Raw genomic sequence first — 14,575 nt, 5'->3', positions numbered from 1 at the left:
CTGCGTGCCTATTCTGGGTTGTCAGCCGGGGATGTTCAGAGCGGCGAGTTCGAACTCGCCGAAGGCCGAGCCGCCGTGGTCGTCCCAGAACTCGATAGCGCACGGCACGCGCAGATAGCGCACCGTGCGTTGCACGATCTCGAAGTTTCGGCATTCAAGCCGGGCGCTGAACTTGTTGGCGTCGATCGGCCGTTTGAACCGTGACGATGAGTTTCTGATGAACATGCTGGAGAGTTGGTGCTTGCAATAGTCTTCGAGCCCCCAGCCGCGAAAGGCCGGAATGATGCCACCGCCGATGGCCGGCGCAAAAGCGCTGTAAGCGAGCTGATTGAAGCACAGCACCAACTCGACCGCATTGAAATGTCCAGTGCTACGGATGTAGGCAGACTCGGCGATCGAGAAGTTACCCTGAGCTAGAACAGAATCAGTGTCCGCTTGCGACACCGCATCGACCAGGTATCGGCAACCCTTATAGGTATAAGGCTCTAGTACGGTGGCCAGCACGTCCTCGGCGATCGGTGCCGCATCGCCTAGTGCGGGATGAGATGAAGTGGTGACGCTCATGCTGCGTATCCCGGGGTCTGGTGGCCGTCGAGCATGGTCAGTCGATACGTGGTCAAAGTTCCTTCAGAGCTGCCGTGCTTGGCGCGATGCATCAGAACTCGGTTGTCCCACAAGATGATATCTCCGACCTCGTAGTGTTGTGTGTGGATAAAGGGATGTGTGAAATCCGGATCCAGTTGCCCGGTCGCCGACATGAGCTGTTGCAGTAACTCTGGATCGAGCACCCGACCGTCCTGGCCTTCGATTCGAGTGGTCCCCGACGCGCAGATATACAAAATCTCTTCGCCGGTCTTCGGATGCCGGATTACGGTCGGCCATTTGATGGGTGGTGTGGTCCGGGTAATTTCGTCCCACACTTCCCCGATCGGCCGGTATACGTCGTCGGGGCGGATCTTAATGTGCCGCCGGGGATCATGAGTGCTCAACGTTCCTCGGGCGGCGTTCTGCAAAGCGCCGGGTACCGACTCCCAGGCCCGGTTGAGGTCGATGAAGTAGGTTCCCCGGTCGGGTCCGGGAACGGTCAGGGGTAACACCATCGAGAAGGCGAACGGCTCGGGCATGAACATGTAGTCGATGTGCCAGAACGCGCCGGTTCGCGGAACGCCCTGGTGTTCCTCGGTGGAAGATACGAAGATCTCCGGAAACTCGTGATGGTGGTACATGGATTCGTAATAGGGCACGATGTCGCCGACGATCCTGCCCAGCTGCAAGTACTGCTCCGGCGAGGGGTGAACGCCTTTGAGGATGACGAGCTTGTTGGCGTATACGATCTCGCGAATTTCGTCGCTGGTGATGGCGCTCAGATCGTTCGGGTCGACCCCGGTGATCTCCGCTCCAAGGCCGGTGCCTCTGACGGTGAGCGTCATCCGATCTGGCTTTCCTTGCTCATTATTCCGTTCCCTCCTTCATCGGTTGTGTCAGTTGCTCTACCTCGTCGGAGGCGCACCAGCTGGTGGGCAACATCGGTACTCGCCGGATTTCGTCAGCGTGCCCTGTGAGTCCAGCGGCGCGGGTGGAGGCGACCACTGCTGCGATGGCCGCGGGTCGTTCGGCGGGGCCGGCATCGGAGTCCGCGGCTACGATCGCGCCTTCGCCAGCCTGGAGGAATTCGTAACGGTTGCCGTGCATACGAACCCGGCCTCTGCTGCGTCGACTGCGTCGGCTGCGGGCATCAGCGGCGATGACCCGCGGAGAGGTTGCACGGCTGGATACCGCGGCGCTGTTGGAGGCAGCCATATCGTCTTTGGGGCCGGTCTCGACGCCGGGTGGTCCCCAGCCGGAGACGACATAGGAGATCAGCGCGGCAACGCCGTCGGCGCTCGGGACGACGGGTGTGCTCGGTCCTGATGCACTGGCGGTGCCGCCCAAGCCAGCCGAGGAGCCGGCCGCAGCGGGCGGTGCCACAATCGTCGCGACTGGAATGTCCAAGCTTCCTTGACCAGCTAACGGGGCGACGATGTCTGGTCCTTGATCCGTCGGGATCTGTTGGCCGTTCAGCAGCGGTAGCAACTTCAAGGCGCTCAGCGCGCTGAGCGCGGGAGCGAAGAACGGCAACAGCAACAGGCCGTATGACGCGTAGTAGGGGTACCACAACACGTCGTACGCGATCAACGCGACCGCCGCCAGGAAGGCAGCGATCACCGGGTTGAAGCCTAGGTTTTTGAAGAAGTCCTCGAAGATGCGCAACAGCTCTTCGACATTGCCGGCATTGTTGAGAAGCTCAGTGACGAGGCGGGTAAGTGCTTGCAGCCAATTGCCGTCTCCAACGCCTTCTGGGGAGGTCGCTTTGGCGGGGCTGGAGACGATGGGTGGAGCGGGGCGGATCTGCGGGGTCGCTGCGACGGCTGCGGTGGCGGTGCCCTGATATACGGACATGGTCTCGGCGGCCTCCACCCACATCCGGGTGTAGTCGGCCTCGTTGGCGGCAATCGGGACGGTGTTCACTCCGAAGAAGTTCGTGGCGAGTAGCACCGCGTGGATCGTATGGTTGGCGGCCAGTTCTTCGAGACTGGGCATCGCGGCCACTGCGGCGCTATATGCGGAGGCAGCCGTCTGGTGTTGTGCGGCGGTCGTGGCAGCGTCAGCGGCCGCCTGTTCCAACCAGGTCAGGTACGGCGTGTGCGCGGACAGATACGCCGTCGCGGTGGGGCCCTGCCAGTGGCCGGTCTGCACCGCAGCCAGTACCTGCGTCAATTCAGCGGCGGTGTCGTCGTAGATGACACTGAGCTGCTGCCATTGCGCGGCGGCTGCCAACAGAGGTCCTGGCCCTGGGCCAGCCGCGAGCATAACGGAGTGTGTCTCCGGAGGCATTGCCATCCAGATCGGGGCGGTCAGGATGGCACCTCCTCTGATGTTGTGGATTGCGCGGAACGCAAAGCGCGGGCCAGTACCCGCCAACGAGGTGGTCGGACAAGAGAATCAAAAAGTTCCGGCCGATTGCGGTTAGGTTTCTCGCAGCGACTCGCGGGGGCCCGGCGGGTACGGTCTGAAGGCGTGCCAGTCATTGACGCCCGCCATCTCGAGGGGATATCGGAGACCGCGCTACTCACCTTGTATCAGCGGGCAGCCGAGGCGGAGCGGCCCGACGGTGTGATCGACGACACGTTGGCAATCGAGTTGCGCAACAAACTTGATTACGATTACGCCGACTTCGGCAGGACCCACCAGGCCACCGCGATGCGGGCCCTGGTGTTCGACCAGGCCACGCGGGAGTACTTGGCCGTGCATCCGTGCGCGACCGTGGTCGCCCTTGCGGAGGGTTTGCAGACAAGCTTCTGGCGGGTCGACAACGGCCAGTTGAGCTGGCTTTCGGTGGATTTGGAACCTATCACGCGACTGCGTCAGCGGTTACTGCCGAACTCAGATCGGCTGCGGTACTGTGCCCAGTCGGCACTCGACTACTCGTGGATGGACGAGGTCGACGACTCCGCTGGGGTGTTCATCACTGTCGAGGGGTTGCTGCAATACCTGGATCGCGAAGCGGTGTTCGCACTGTTCGCCGCCTGCGCAGAGCGGTTTCCCGGCGGCCGGATGATCTTCGACAGTGTCCCGAAGTTGTTGAGTGCGTACTCGTGCCGCCGAGGTTTCAAGCTCAGCGCGAACTACACCGCGCCGCCAATGCCGTTCTGGTTCACGGCGAACGACTATGACGAGCTGCGTGCGGTGCCCGGGGTTCGTGCGGTATCGGAATTGGGCATGCCGCGCGGGCGGGGCACGGTACTAGGAAGAGCTGTTCCGTTGATCTACCGCATGCGTAGCTTGAGACGATTTCGGGCGCCGACCACTCTCGTCGAGTTCGGCTGACTTCGGCGGACCCTGAAAGTTTGATCTACATCACTTCAGGATTTCTTCTGAAGCAGGAACTAACCCCCTCTCCCGCGCGACAAACTAGGCATGACACCGTCTCGTGACTCTCAGCACCTTGCACCGCGCATCGGCTTCCGTGGCCTCATGGCCGGGGGAACTGCCCTGGCCGTTTCCGGGTTGATCGCGGTAAACCCAGTGATGCCAGCGCTTCCCGTCTCGGCGATGCCGTCAGTGCAGCTCACTGCGTCACTCGACCTGATCGGACCCTGGGTTGATGTTTTCAACACCGCGTCTGCCAACGCCACTGAGATTTTCGACGCGATCAAAGATGCTGACTTCGGGTTCCCCAGTTCTCTGCAAGAGGCTTTTGCCGCGGTGACCTTCCTCGGTGTCGACATCGCCACCCCTGAGGGCTCGGAATTGGCGGCACAAACTCTGGACTGGAGCCATCTCTGGGGTCTGCAGTATCTGGCCGGGATGGACATGGGTATGGGGGTCGTGCCGGTAGAAGCCGCCGAGCCCGCGGCCACAATTCTGACGCTCTTGTCGTCACCGTTGAGCAGCGTCCTGATGGGACTGATCGGCCCGCTGCTGAGCCCCGGGGTGGAGCTGATCAACAGCGTCGGGTCGATCGTCGACAGTATTGGTGACAGCGATTTTGAGGCGGCGCTGCAAGGGCTTCTGGCCACGCCCGCGAACATGGTCGGTGCGTTCTTCAACGGCGCCACCTTGAATTTGGATGCGTTGGTGCCGTTGTTGAACGATGCTTTGCAGGTCCCGGAAGGCAACGCGGTCCTCGGCGCCAGCTTCGATTTCGGCGGTCTTCTCTCACCCGGAGTAACAGATTCCGGCAGCATCGGTGGTTCGATCTATAACTCGCTCGGTCTCGACCTGCAGATGGTAGGGATGGGAATGCCGTACTCGGCCCCGGGCGAGGGTGTTGGTCTCATCGCGTCGTTGGTCAGTCTCGTCGAGATGTTTGCGGGCGGGATGAGCTGACGCACGGAGTGTTTCGTCAGGTGAGCGACGGAGGCGGGCGCCCTCAACATCATTGGGCGCCCGCCTCTGACTTCCCGTCAATTCAACTGCTTTCGACCCACCAGGGGCCACCAGAACCACTTGCCGAGCAGCGCGGCAATCGAGGGCGTCACAAATGAGCGAATAACCAGAGTGTCGAACAGCAGGCCGATAGCGATGGTGGTGCCGATCTGTGCCACCACGGTCAGATCACTGACCGCCATCGACAGCATCGTCAGGGCGAACACCACTCCGGCCGAGGTCACCACCGAACCTGTGCCGCCCATCGCTCGAATGATTCCGGTGTTCAGCCCGGCGTTGATCTCTTCTTTGAACCTGGCGACCAGCAGCAGGTTGTAGTCCGAGCCGACGGCCAGCAGGATGATCAGCGACATCGCCATCACCATAAAGTGCAGCTCCAAACCGATAATGTGCTGCCACAACAAGATCGATAAACCAAACGACGCCCCCAGCGACGCCAGCACGGTGCCGACGATCACCGCGGCGGCGATCACGCTGCGGGTGATGATCAGCATGATGATGAAGATCAGACACAGTGCGGCTATACCGACGGCCATGAGGTCATAGTTGTTGCCCTCCTGCATGTCCTTGAATACCGACGCCGTACCGCCGACGTAGATCTTCGAACCTTCCAGCGGAGTGCCTTTCATGGCCTCCTTGGCTGCGTGCTTAATGCCGTCGACATGTGTGATCCCTTCGGGGGTAAGGGGATCGCCGTCGTGAGTGACGATGAACCGAACGGCGTGGCCGTCCGGTGACAGAAACACCTTCAAGCCGCGTTTGAAGTCCTGGTTGTCGAAGACCTCCGGTGGCAGATAAAACGTGTCGTCGTTCTTCGAGTCGTTGAACGCCGTGCCCATAGCGGACTGGTTGTCCAGCATCGCCGCGGTCTGATCCAGCAGGCCGTTCTGGGCGGAATACATGGTGAGCATCGTCGTCCGCGTCGACGTCAGCGTCTGGATCTGCGCCGGCAGCTGCCGGAGCAGCTGTGGCATCAGTGCGTCGAGCCGATCAAGGTCGGGCAGCACCTGGTCGATGTCGCCGCTCAACACGTCGATCCCGTCGAGGGCACCGAAGACCGATCGCAGGGCCCAGCAGGTCGGGATGTCGAAACAGTGCGGATCCCAGTACAGATAGCTACGCAGCGGGCGCAGGAAATCGTCGAAGTCCGCCAGGTGATTCCGCAATTCCGCGGTGTCGGAAGCCAGTTGATGCGTCTTGTCGACCATGCTGTGGGTGGTGGCGGCCATCTCGGTCATCACCAGCTGCATCCGCTCCATGGCGTCGACGCCGCGCTGCAGATCTTCGGCGCTGGCGCGAAAGTCGTTCATGCGGTCCCGCAGGTAGCCCTGATTCAGAACCTGCAGAGTGCCCTGCAGGCTGAGCTGAGCCGGCAGCGTGCTGAACGTCAGTGGCGTGCCATCGGGTCGGGTGATCGTCTGGACCCGGCTTATCCCCGGTTCGCGTACGACCCTCTTGGCGATCTTGTCGATCACCAGGAAGCTCGCCGGATCGCGCAGGTCTCGATCGGTCTCCACCAGCAAGACCTCGGGATTCATCCGCGCCGTGGAGAAGTGCCGCTCGGCTGCGGCATAGCCGGCCGTGGAGGGAAGATCCGGAGGTAGGTAGCGGCGTTCGTTGTAGCTGGTGCGATAGCCGGGCAGCGCCAGCAGGCCGATCAGGGTCAGCGCGGTGCTGGCCACCAACACCGGAGCCGGCCAGCGGACGATCACCGCGCCGATTTTGCGCCAGCCGCGGATCCGCATGGCGCGCTTGGGTTCCAGGAGCCCCCGCCGACTGGCCACGGTGATGATCGCCGGACCGAGCGTCAACGCCACCAGCATGGCGACGACCATTCCAGCGGCCAGCGGAATACCGAGCGTCTGAAAGTAGGGGAGCCGGGTGAAGTGCAGACAGAACGTGGCACCCGCGATCGTCGATCCCGAGGCGAGGATCACGTGCGCCGTTCCGGCGAACATCGTGTGGTAGGCCGTTTCGCGGTCTTCGCCGGCGGTCCTGGCCTCTTGGTAGCGGCCGACCAGAACGATCGCGTAGTCGGTCGCGGCCGCTATGGCCAAGGTGACCAGCAGGTTGGTCGCAAAGGTGGTCAGGCCGATGAGATGGAAGTACGCGAGCCCGGCCACCACGCCACGGGCCGCTGCGAGGGCGAGAAACACCAACGCTAAGACGATCAGCCCGGTGCCTATTGACCGGTAGACCAACAGAATCATCGCCGTTATGACCAAGAAGGTCAGGGCCACAATGACTTGCGCGCTGTGGTCACCGGCTGCCTGCTCGTCGGCGGCCAGAGCCGCTGGGCCGGTGACATGGGTGCGTACTCCCGGTGGGGCTTCGACCTCGGCGACGATTTTGCGGACCGCCTCCAGCGACTCGTTCGCCAGCGTCTCGCCCTGATTTCCGGCCAGGTAGACCTGCACGTAGGCAGCGCGGCCGTCGTTGCTCTGCGCGCCGGCCGCAGTCAGTGGGTCACCCCAGAAATCCTGGACGTGCTCCACGTGGGCGGTATCGGCGTTGAGCCTGCGGGCAAGAGCGTCGTAGTAGCGGTGTGCATCGTCGCCGAGTGACTGTTGGCTCTCGAGGAGGATCATCGCCGAGCTGTCGGAGGTGTACTCGCCGAAGACGTGGCCGATTCGCTTCAGCGCGGTGACCGACGGCGCGAACTCCGGGCTCATGGGCACCGAGCGCATTTGGCCAACGATTTCGAGCGGCGGCACCGCGGTGCTGAGGACGACGACGATTGCGAGCCATCCGAGGATGATCGGGACGGCGAGCCGCCGAATCCATGTGGCAACGCCGGAGCCTTCTGCTTGGAGAGGCGGGGGCGGTGCAGGCGAGGCGATCTCAGGGCCAGCAGCGGCTGTCATCGATGACGGCAACTTCCCGTGGGCACCACTAATAGATGGCGTGGTTCATAACCCCTGGGACGGACATTTCCCGCAGCGCTGTTCCGCTCTGCTCGGACACCTGTCGTTTTCAGCAGTAGGCGGTCGGCGTAAGTCATCGCCTAATGAGTCGGATGAGGCACATGGAAAGTTCCCATGCCTGGGCTGACCGCCGTTAGAAGGGCGGCGGGTCGTCGGGGTCGATGCCGGGGGCCACTTTCGGGAACCAGACGGTGTCGAATGCGGCGCGTCGGGCTTGGCGGGCTTTGTGGTTTTGGTTGCGTTCGGTGGCGATGCGGGCCGCGCGGTTCTGGGCGCGGGTGCGCCGGCGGCGGGGCATCATCGCGGTGCGCTCCCCACAGCGGTCGTTATCGCGGCGCAGTGGTGTCGGCAATTCCCCGGTGGGTGCGCACAAGTGCGGGAACAGCAGGGAACTGCCCGGGGTGCTCACATAGGTCTGCCCCGATGGCGAGGTCAGGATCACCGTGCCGTCGGGCAGCTGCTGATCTCGCCAGCCCCAAAACGTCTTCACCAAATGATGTGTGCGGCAATAGCATTTGAGATTCGACGCATGCGTAAAACCGCCGTCACCGTAGGCAATCGTGTGGTCCAGATCGCAGTCCAGGGCCGGGCGGTCACAACCGGGCCAACGGCACGTCATATCCCGGCACCGCACAAAATCCGCCAATGCTTTCGAGGGCACATACCCCGGCTCGGGCGGGGCATCGCCGGGATGCACCAACGACACCAACCGGGCCGATCGGGCCAGCTCGGCGATCAACTCCGGCGGGATCAATCCGTCAGACCCGACTAACGAGCCCGGCGCATCACCAGTCCCGTCGACGGTGGCCTGCTCGGCGATCACATAAATCACCACCGGTGAGGCGGCCGCACGACCGCCCGCCACGCAATCGCGACGACCGCAGCGACAACCCAACCGATCCGCGCGGGCAGCCAACGCCCCCATCGCATCGGCACGCCGCTGCTCACGAGTGCGTGGATCGTGTTCACACACCGTGGCGGCCAGCGCATCCAGCGCCTTGTCCACCGCACGGGCATCGGTGGTGAACAGGCTGCCTTGGATCTCCGAGAGACCACCTTCGACAAAGTTCCCGAACACGATCTCGCGTTCGGCTTGGCGCTCTTTGCGGCGGCGCACCGCATCAGCGTCGGCCTTGGCCACGATCTTGTCGATCTGTGCCGCCAACCGGTTCATGGTCAGCGACGGCCACCGCGTCACCTGCGCCGCCAACTGCCCATCGACGACCGCCAGCACCTCCGGGTCGGTGATCAACCCGGTGCGATACACCATCGTCTGAAACAACCGCATATCGATATCGCCGGCCTTGAACACCTCCGCCACCTGCGGCAACTGCTCACGCATCGCCCGGGCATAGTGCAACCGACTGCCCGCCAACCCCTGACTGATCCGCAACGCCGCCGCCACCTCAGCAGCCACCGCCGCCTCGGTATCGACCGCCCACTGCTCGGTCTCACCACAGGCGCTCAAGCGCAGCGCGAACAACTCCCCGATCGCCACCAACTGCGCCGCCGCCGCCCGATTCTCCGCCCGCGCCGACGCACAAACCCGATCCACCAACGCCGCCGACTCCGGCGTAGTGCGCGGGTGGCGCTGCAGAAACCACGCCCTGAACTCCGTCAACGAACCCGGCGTAGGTAGCCGCGACATCGACGATTCGAACATACGTTCGATATTATAGGGGCCGTCCGACAAGAAACCTCGGGCTGACTACGGATCAGAAGGTCAGGGGTCTAGCTCAGCTCCCAGACCGCCGTCACGGTGAAGCTCACGGTCTGCTGGCCGGGCTCGACTGGGGGAGCGGCGGCCATCGCGCGGGGCATCGGCATCCCGACCGGCGTCGGCGGCGTCTCGCCGGCGATCTCGGATATCGAGATCACCTGACCGAGTCGCAGGCCCGACAGCTGGGCGTACTGCTCGGCGCGGTCCTTGGCGTCGTTGAAGGCCCGCTCCCGGGCGCCGCGCACCAGCGCCGAATCGTCCTCGATGGAGTAGCTCACCCCATTGATCCGGGTGGCGTCCCCGCCGGCTCGCACGATCACCGCCAGCACCTGGGAGGCGGAATCGCGCTCGACCTTGACCCGGATGGTGTTGCCGGCCCGATAGCCGGTGATGTTGGACGACCCGCTGGAATCGGGATTGCCGTACTGCGGCTGCAGGCTGACCTGGGTGGTGCTGATGTCCTTGCGATCCACGCCGGCATCCACCAGGGCGTCGATCACCGCCTGCTGACGCTCGCTCGTCTGGTTCATCGCGCTGGTGACATCTCCGGCGACGAACTCGATGCCCGCCTCGGTGGTCAGCGTGTCCGGAACCCCCTGGACCTCGCCGGTGCCCACCACGGTCACCTGGCGCGGGATGTCTGTTCCGCCGCCCGGCGCGGCATCGCAGCCCGCCATCGCGAGGGCGGCCACGCCGGCCAGCGCCATCGTCATGGACCAGCGGAGAACCATCCGGGCACTGTGTGTCGGCATGACTGGCACCCTATCGGAGTCGACGCGCACGCCGGCGGAAAAGCCTCGTGCGGCACACTGAGGCGATGACCACCGCGCCGTCGCGAGTACTGTCCAGCGCCATTGAGCCGTTCGCCGGCCAGGTGTACTTCTCCCCGGAGTGTCACCGCGGTTACGCTGCACTCGGTTTCGGCGCCAGCCCCGCAACCTCCGGTGGTGTCGAAATGCCGGACGGGCCAGCGTACTTCTGCAGTCGGGGCTCCGCGCTCGGGCAGGCGCCCGGCGACGTGATCGCCGCAACGTTCGGGGTGTTCAACCCGGCGGTGGTCGTTCCCGCCGTCGGCTACGGCTGGAAGCTGACTGACGCGCCGACCATCCGGGCGGCGCGCACCGAAGGTGCGGTGGGCCAACTGCGCCGAGTTCTGGGGGCCGCTCCCGAGGGCATCGACCGCGCGGTGGAACTGCTGCGCCGCGCTGTGGACGGTCTCTCGGTGGCGGGCAAGCCGCTGTTCGCCGGACTGGTTGCCGACGGGCTGGTCGGTGAGCCGCTGACCGATGCCTGGCTGTTGGCTGACCAGCTCCGCGAATTCCGCGGCGACGCACACATCAACGCCTGGGTTGCAGCGGGATTCGATGCCGTGGAGATCGGCCTGATCACCGAGCTCTATCGCGGACTCCCGCCGCGTACCTACGTCCGGTCCCGGGCGTGGAGTGATGACCAGTTGACCGGCGGCGAGGAGCGGTTGGCCGAGCGTGGCCTGGCGCGCGACGGCGTGCTCAGCGATGCCGGACGCGCCGCTCGCGAGGCCGTCGAGGCCGCAACGGATGCGGCATGTGCCCCGATCGTGGCCCGCCTCGGCGACGACCTCGGTGAATTGGTGGAACTGGTGGGCGGGTGGTCGAAGCAGCTGGTCGACGCCGGTGCCTTCCCCAGGGGCTAGTCGCAAGCGCGGCGGAGCCGGGCGCAGCGGGCTAGCGCCATCTGACTAAAGCGTGACGAGCCCTAGGGCGTAACCAGGATCTTGCAGTGCCGGCCAGGGTCGGCCAGCTCGTCGAAAGCGGTACCCACGCCGTCGAGTCCGACCTCGCCGGTGATCAGCGGAGCTACGTCGATCCGGCCCTCGGCGATGTCCCGCAGTGACGCGGCGAACTCCGCCGGCTCATAGGCCAGTACGAACTGCACGCTGATCTCCTTGGCGATGCCGTAGAACGGGTGCACGGTGTCGGGTTCCATGCACACTCCGGCCACCACCAGCCGGCTGCGCGCCGGCGCTCGCCGCAGCACGTCGTCGATGATGCCCGGCACACCGACTGCCTCGAAGATCACGTTCGGGGTGACGGTGTCGAACGGCGACCCCTGCGCCGGGTCGAGGGTGCGATGCGCGCCCATGGTCGTCGCAAGGTCTCGCCGGGCGAGCGAATAGTCAGCTGCCACAATGTCTTCCACCCCTGCGGTGCGCAAGGCTGCGACGATAGCCATCCCGATCGGTCCGCAGCCCAACACCAGCGCAGTCTCGCCGGCCACGATGCCGGATCTGTTGACCGCATGCAGTCCCACGGCCATCGGCTCGGTCAGTGCGGCGTGGCGGGGATCCAGTCCGTTGGGGATCGGCACCAGCAGCGGAGCCGACAGCAGCATCTTCTCGGCGTAGCCGCCCAACGTGGTGTTGGAATAGACGATCGGTTCAATGCCCTTGGCGGCTAGCAAGATCGGGATGGAGGTGACGGGAGTTCCGGCGGCAAAGGTGTCGGTGCCGGGACCGGCTTCGAGCACCGTCGCGCTGAACTCGTGGCCCATGAAGATATCGGCGCCCAGATCGACGGACGCACGGGACGACGGGCTGCCGGACATGGCCTGCGTCGCGGCCAGCACCTGCTCGCCGTGCGAGGCGAAATGCAGGTCTGATCCGCAGATTCCACAGGCGGTCACCGCAACGAGCACCTGGCCCGGACCCGGCGTCGGCTCCGGCACGTCGTCGCGGTAGATCATCCGCCCGTCGCGCAGCACCGCCGCGCGCATCAGTGCGAACTATCCGTTTCGGGGGGCGCGGACTCGGTCACGTGCTCGACGACGGCGTTCGTGATCGCCTCGCCGACCCGGCCGAACAGTTTGTCGCGCATGCCGCGGGCCCATTCGTGCGACGCCCTGGGTGCGGCGAGCTGGCCCTTGAAGTGGGGAATCACCTTGCGGGCCAACAGCTCGTAGCTGTGATACGTGGCCTCGGGTGAGGCCCAGTCGTGCCCGAGGAACAACAAGGTCCCGAATCCGCCGGAGCGCTCCAACAACCCGGTGATGTGTTCGATCGCATCATCTGGGGTGCCGATGCAGCTACTCCCGGCCGCGGCGTAGGCCTCGACGAACTCGGTCGGCGTCTGCGGCGAGCCTTCGACTTCGCTGGCCAGCGGTACGAACCCGGCTGCGCCGAAGTAGTTCGCGAAGTCCTGCAGTCCGTAGGTGCAGTCGGCCACCGCCTGCTCACGGGTGTCGGCGATGTGCATGATGCTCAGCACCCGCCAGTCACCCCGGTCCGGTTCGTCGCGGCCGGCTTTGGCGGCCTGGTCGCGCACCACTTCCCAGGTGTTCTCCAGGGCCGCAAACCCGCCCGGCACCGACATCGACAGTGACAGCAGCGAGGTGCCCAGCGCACCGGCCAGCCGCGGCCCGGACGGCGAAATCATCGCGGCCGCAGAGACTTCTGGATACGGCCAGGTGTAGGGGCGAATGTGCAGGGCTGCGTCACGCAGGGTGAACCAGTCCGAATGGCGGGTGACCAACTCGCCCGGCTCGGCCCGGAACAGCGCCAGGATCGCCTCCAGGGACTCCTGCATCATCCGGCGCTGCTCGACGGGATCGATGCCCATCATGTGGGCGTCGGTGGGTAGCGCACCCGGTCCCGCGCCGAACATCACCCGGCCGCGGGTCAGGTGGTCCAGCAGTACCCAACGGTCGGCCACCATCAACGGGTGGTGATACGGCAGCGAAACCACGCCGGTGCCCAGCCGGATGTGCTTGGTGCGTTCGGCGGCGGCGGCGATGAACACTTCGGGGCAGGCGATCAGCTCGTACCCGCCGGAATGATGCTCTCCAAACCAGGCTTCGTCGAAGCCCAGCCGGTCCAGTGCGACGACGCGCTCCAGGTCGTATTCCAGTGCGACCGTCGGTGATTGACCCAGCGCGTGAAAGGGGGTGATGAAGACCCCGAAGCGCAGCGGCCGGGCGGTCACGATGCCGCTCCGGTCGGCAGGCCCGCCAGGAATTCCAACAGCTCGGCGTTGACCTCGTCGGGCCGCTCTTGTTGCAGCCAGTGGCCGGCGCCGTCGATGATCACCTCGCGGTAGGGGCCGGTCACCAGCTCGGCGGCCCGGTCACGGCGGGTGAAGGCCAGCACCGGATCGGCGGACCCGGCGATGAACAACGTGGGAATGTCGATGGTGGCGGCGGGCGGAGTGGTCATGATCTCCCAGTTGCGGTCGAGGTTGCGATACCAGTTCAGCCCGCCGGTGAACCCGGTGCGGGTGAACTCGGCGATGTAGTGGTCCAGTTCGTCGGCGCTGATCCAATCCGGACGCGCCGCCGGCTCGGCAAGCCGATCTATGAAGCCCATCGGCCCGGGAGCCGTCATCAGCAACGCCGATTCGCGGTCGCCGGGACTGAGGCTGCCCATCATCCGGCGCATGGTGCGCGCTGGATCGGAATCCAATTCCACGTCGGCGACGCCCGGCTCCTGGAAATAGAGCATGTAGAAAAAGTTCTCGCCGAAGATATTGCGGAACGCCTCCGTCGGAGGAGCCTGCGGTCGGGGCACCGGCGGCACACTGAGCCCCACCACGCCGGCCACCCGGTCCGGGTGCAGCTGCGCGGCGCTCCACACCACCGGGCCGCCCCAGTCGTGGCCGATCCAGATCGCACGCTGGGCGCCGACGTCGTCCAACAGGCCGACCAGATCCCCGGTGAGCGAAGCGATGTCATAGGCCGCGATCTCATCCGGTCGTGACGAGCCGCCGTATCCGCGCTGATCGGGTGCCAGTACGTGGAATCCCGCGTCGGCCAGTGCCGGGATCTGATGGCGCCACGAGAAGGCCAATTCCGGGAATCCGTGAGCCAGCAACACCACCGGGGCGCCGCGCTCGCCGGCCTCGGTGACCCGCAGGGTCACGCCGTTGGTGTCGACGAATCGTTGAGTTGCTCGTTCGATTGCGGGAGCCACCGTCACACCAAAGCACAACCGGGCCGCCATCGAACAGGGTTCCAGAGTCCGGCCAGGCAGGTT

At 64.9% G+C, this 14,575-nt stretch carries 12 protein-coding genes; 3 read left to right on the top strand and 9 right to left on the bottom strand.

What is annotated here, in order from left to right:
• Positions 1-21: 21 nt before the first annotated feature.
• From RCP37_RS19980 to RCP37_RS19970, 3 genes are read right to left on the bottom strand one after another with little or no spacing between them, the layout of a single operon-like run.
• Positions 22-564 carry an FcoT family thioesterase gene (locus RCP37_RS19980; protein WP_308484690.1) on the bottom strand — a complete coding sequence of 181 codons (543 nt, stop codon included), beginning with the start codon at positions 562-564 and terminating at the stop codon, positions 22-24.
• Positions 561-1,430: a (3R)-3-[(carboxymethyl)amino]fatty acid oxygenase/decarboxylase gene (gene scoE, locus RCP37_RS19975; protein WP_308484689.1), complete on the bottom strand. Its 870-nt coding sequence runs from the start codon at positions 1,428-1,430 to the stop codon at positions 561-563. The genes RCP37_RS19980 and scoE overlap by 4 nt, the downstream gene beginning before the upstream one ends.
• Before the next feature lie 22 nt (positions 1,431-1,452).
• Positions 1,453-2,874: a PPE family protein gene (locus RCP37_RS19970; RefSeq protein ID WP_308484688.1), complete on the bottom strand. Its 1,422-nt coding sequence runs from the start codon at positions 2,872-2,874 to the stop codon at positions 1,453-1,455.
• A gap of 183 nt (positions 2,875-3,057) precedes the next feature.
• On the opposite strand from RCP37_RS19970, the gene RCP37_RS19965 reads away from it, so the two are divergent.
• Together RCP37_RS19965 and gjpA are read left to right on the top strand one after the other, a co-directional pair.
• On the top strand, positions 3,058-3,867 hold the full coding sequence (locus RCP37_RS19965) for a class I SAM-dependent methyltransferase (RefSeq protein WP_308484687.1): 810 nt from the start codon (positions 3,058-3,060) through the stop codon (positions 3,865-3,867).
• A gap of 147 nt (positions 3,868-4,014) precedes the next feature.
• Positions 4,015-4,869 carry an outer membrane porin GjpA gene (gjpA, locus tag RCP37_RS19960; RefSeq protein ID WP_308484686.1) on the top strand — a complete coding sequence of 285 codons (855 nt, stop codon included), beginning with the start codon at positions 4,015-4,017 and terminating at the stop codon, positions 4,867-4,869.
• Between the two features lie 77 nt (positions 4,870-4,946).
• Here gjpA and RCP37_RS19955 read toward each other — a convergent pair whose 3' ends face one another.
• The 3 genes from RCP37_RS19955 to RCP37_RS19945 all read right to left on the bottom strand — a co-directional run bounded on the left by RCP37_RS19955 (position 4,947) and on the right by RCP37_RS19945 (position 10,325).
• Complete coding sequence (locus RCP37_RS19955) at positions 4,947-7,793, bottom strand: MMPL/RND family transporter (protein ID WP_308484685.1); 2,847 nt, start codon at positions 7,791-7,793, stop codon at positions 4,947-4,949.
• Between the two features lie 193 nt (positions 7,794-7,986).
• Entirely contained in the window at positions 7,987-9,501 is a 1,515-nt protein-coding gene (locus RCP37_RS19950) for an HNH endonuclease signature motif containing protein (protein ID WP_308487167.1), read from the bottom strand.
• Positions 9,502-9,584: 83 nt separating this feature from the next.
• Positions 9,585-10,325, bottom strand: a complete 741-nt coding sequence (locus RCP37_RS19945; protein ID WP_308484684.1) for an SIMPL domain-containing protein — start codon at positions 10,323-10,325, stop codon at positions 9,585-9,587.
• Positions 10,326-10,390: 65 nt separating this feature from the next.
• On the opposite strand from RCP37_RS19945, the gene RCP37_RS19940 reads away from it, so the two are divergent.
• Positions 10,391-11,245, top strand: a complete 855-nt coding sequence (locus tag RCP37_RS19940; RefSeq protein ID WP_308484683.1) for an SCO6745 family protein — start codon at positions 10,391-10,393, stop codon at positions 11,243-11,245.
• Positions 11,246-11,307: 62 nt separating this feature from the next.
• Here the strand turns inward: RCP37_RS19940 and RCP37_RS19935 are convergent, their stop codons facing one another.
• The 3 genes from RCP37_RS19935 to RCP37_RS19925 are packed head-to-tail and all read right to left on the bottom strand — an operon-like array spanning position 11,308 to position 14,542.
• On the bottom strand, positions 11,308-12,324 hold the full coding sequence (locus RCP37_RS19935) for a zinc-binding dehydrogenase (protein ID WP_308484682.1): 1,017 nt from the start codon (positions 12,322-12,324) through the stop codon (positions 11,308-11,310).
• Complete coding sequence (locus RCP37_RS19930) at positions 12,324-13,529, bottom strand: LLM class flavin-dependent oxidoreductase (RefSeq protein WP_308484681.1); 1,206 nt, start codon at positions 13,527-13,529, stop codon at positions 12,324-12,326. Before RCP37_RS19930 ends, RCP37_RS19935 begins: the two co-directional genes overlap by 1 nt.
• Positions 13,526-14,542: an alpha/beta fold hydrolase gene (locus RCP37_RS19925; RefSeq protein ID WP_373693065.1), complete on the bottom strand. Its 1,017-nt coding sequence runs from the start codon at positions 14,540-14,542 to the stop codon at positions 13,526-13,528. Before RCP37_RS19925 ends, RCP37_RS19930 begins: the two co-directional genes overlap by 4 nt.
• Positions 14,543-14,575: the final 33 nt, after the last annotated feature.

Origin of the sequence: Mycolicibacter sp. MU0102 (assembly GCF_963378105.1) — a bacterium.
GTDB classification, from domain to species: domain Bacteria; phylum Actinomycetota; class Actinomycetes; order Mycobacteriales; family Mycobacteriaceae; genus Mycobacterium; species Mycobacterium holstebronense.
This window is presented reverse-complemented; position numbering and strand designations above follow the sequence as displayed.